General features: G+C 66.7%; 1 protein-coding gene and 2 pseudogenes. 1 reads left to right on the forward strand and 2 read right to left on the reverse strand.

What is annotated here, in order from left to right; genetic code table 11:
* Positions 1–605, reverse strand: a 605-nt coding sequence (locus V7Q31_RS18680; RefSeq protein ID WP_333835343.1) for a DUF4158 domain-containing protein, incomplete at its 3' end; no start/stop codon positions are given.
* Positions 606–747: 142 nt separating this feature from the next.
* Here V7Q31_RS18680 and V7Q31_RS18685 point away from each other — a divergent pair.
* Positions 748–2070 (forward strand): annotated as a pseudogene (locus tag V7Q31_RS18685) (type IV secretion system DNA-binding domain-containing protein); the annotation flags it as partial.
* A 63-nt stretch (positions 2071–2133) separates the two neighbouring features.
* On the opposite strand, the pseudogene V7Q31_RS18690 reads toward V7Q31_RS18685, so the two are convergent.
* Positions 2134–2553 (reverse strand): annotated as a pseudogene (locus V7Q31_RS18690) (helix-turn-helix domain-containing protein); the annotation flags it as partial.

The following is a 2553-nucleotide window of genomic DNA, read 5'->3' on the forward strand; positions in this document are numbered from 1 at the left end:
ACGTTCTCGCGTGTTGCCGAGCCAACATCATGTTTCAGGGTGTGGAAACCGAGCCCATCCTCGGGTTGGGCGAGAAGCAGTTCCAACCGCTCGATTGTTTCCTGTGGCAACATCGCCGTCACCCGCGCCAAAGTGGTGTCGGTGAAACGGCGCCGCTCCGAGCGTACAAGGCGCTCCATCACCTTGCGCGAGGCCACCCACAGGCCGTCCTCCCGGCATTTTGCCAGCGCGGCCTCAAGCATGTCGCTCAGCAAAAGCCCTGTCGGGCACAGCTTCTCAGTGATCCAGACGCCGAGCGCGGTCCGGTCAGCGTCGGTCAGGCGCCGCAAACCGAGATGACGCTTGATCTCCGCACCATGGCGTCGGCCAGTCCGGCTCTCGAAGCGATACTCAAGGGCCGAGTTGACGGCCACACCCAACTGCTCGGCCAGCCAGTCTTGTGCATCAGCGTCGATCTCTTCCCATGCAGTGGGCAGATAGCTGTTTATCTGAAAGAACTTAAGCTGTGTCGCAAAACCGAGGCGGGTGGCTCGGGGCGACGCTTCGATGAATGCCATCTCGGCAAACGACAGAGCCCATTGCGCTGCGAGGGAATCCTTCCACACCGTCCTTACCCCCGCCGTGGCTATGTTCCTCGATCACGAGCGCGCGGCGCAGGATTGTCAATCCACCCATCGTGATCACCATCTGTTCCCCCAAATGGCCAAAAATGCAGCTTCGGGCCAGTAACCCCAGACCGGAAAGTCGCTCACCATGAAGCGCATGCTGCGCGAGGTCCGCCGGCGCGGCGACATCGCCATCGTGTTCGACAAGGTGGGCGACTTCACCGCCGAGTTCCATGATGAGAGCCGGGGCGACGTGCTGCTCAATCCGCTCGATGCGCGCTCGCCCGACTGGAGCCCCTGGGCGGAGATGCGCGACATCGCCGACGCCTACCGCATGGCGAAGTCGCTGATCCCGAGCGTGGAGGGCGCAAACAACTTCTTCCACAGCGGCGCGCAGGACCTCTTCGCGACGCTGCTGACGCGCATCTGGCGCATGCCCGACCGCTCGCTCCTCGGGCTCCTCACCTGCGCGCTGGTGATGGACCGCAAGGACAAGGCGAAGCTTCTCGCGCGCACCGCCGCGGCCAAGCACTACGAGGGCGACCACCGCTCGGGGCAGGACGTCGACGCCACCATGTCGGTCTACACTCAGGCGCTGCGGTTCCTGCCGCAGACCGCCGGCGGCGCGCAGGACTTCTCCATCCGCGACTTCATCGCCGACGCCGTCACCCGTCGCGAGCAGGCGCCCGAGGCCGCGCTCACTGCTATCCGCGCACGCTTCCGCGCCGAGATCGCGGAGCTCCAGAAGGCGCGGAGCCTGCTGGCCTCAGGCGAGCTGCGCGCCGCCTTCCGCCTCATCGCGCGCGTCACCATCGCCTATCCGCTCCTGCCCGACGGCATGGTGGCGCCTGTTGGCCTTGTTCCAGGCCGAGGCGACCGCGCTGTAGAGGCGATGTTCGCGCGCGGCATCATCGTGGACGTCGCCCATATGTCTGCTGCTGCTGTGAACGCCACGCTTGACCTTTGGGAGCGGCACAGAGAGGGCGGAGACGATCCCCCTCGACTGGTGATGTCTCATGGCGGTGTACGACAGCCAGGCTGTCTCTGGAACGACCGCAACCTCGACGATGACACCGTCACCCGGCTCATGCTCGCAGGCGTGCCGTTTGGCATTATCCAGTGGGACCGTGCCTTGTGTGCCCGAGGCTCGGGTGTTCAGGTTCTCGACGCGAGGATCGATGGCGCCTATGCGCATGCTCTTTCACTTGCGGAGGCTGCGGGAGAACCCGAGGCCGCTCTCCGAACTCTCGCGCTCGGGATCGACCTCGATGGCGCTGTGCGAGTGCCGCGCGATGTTCGGGGAGTGCCCCTGACGCTGTCGCGGCTCGCCGAGTCGACGTGGTGCCAAAATCTCGGTCCAACCGCCTGCGACGCAACCTTACGCGACATTGCAGGCCGGAACGCGGTTCGCTTTCTGCGCGCGGCGCTTCCTGAAACGGCGATCGCGCCGAAGGCACAGCCGTAACCAAGTTTCTGTGGAAGGCCACCGGTTCTCCGAAGCCAACTGGAGGGATCGGTCTGGCGGCGATCATGCCCGCAAGACCCACATCCTGAACCGCCCCTGCCCGGTGATCTCGCGGGCGACGCCGCGATCGGCGAGCAGGATGAAATTGCGCTGCGCCGCCGAGACCGAGACGCCAGCCGCATCGGCGGCATCCTGCGCAGAGACAGCGACGCGCGCGGCGAGCAGCGCGACCAGCCGGCGGGGCGTGCGCCCCGAGAGGTCCGCGACCGCCTCGTCGGCTCGGCCCTGCCAAGCCTGCATCCGCTCGAGCGCGATCAGCGCCTCCGCACACCCTGCGGCGAGATCGGCGTAGAAGCCGCGCAGGTGCTCGACAGTCCGCTCGCCGCCCGGGGTTCGCCGCCGGGCGAGCGGCGCGAACAGAGCCCCTCCCCTGCCCGCCCGCCCCGCGATCTTCATCGCGGCGACCGCCGGTTCGACGACCGC

Source organism: Rubrimonas sp. (assembly GCF_036788415.1).
In the GTDB taxonomy this organism is placed as follows: Bacteria; Pseudomonadota; Alphaproteobacteria; order Rhodobacterales; family Rhodobacteraceae; genus Rubrimonas.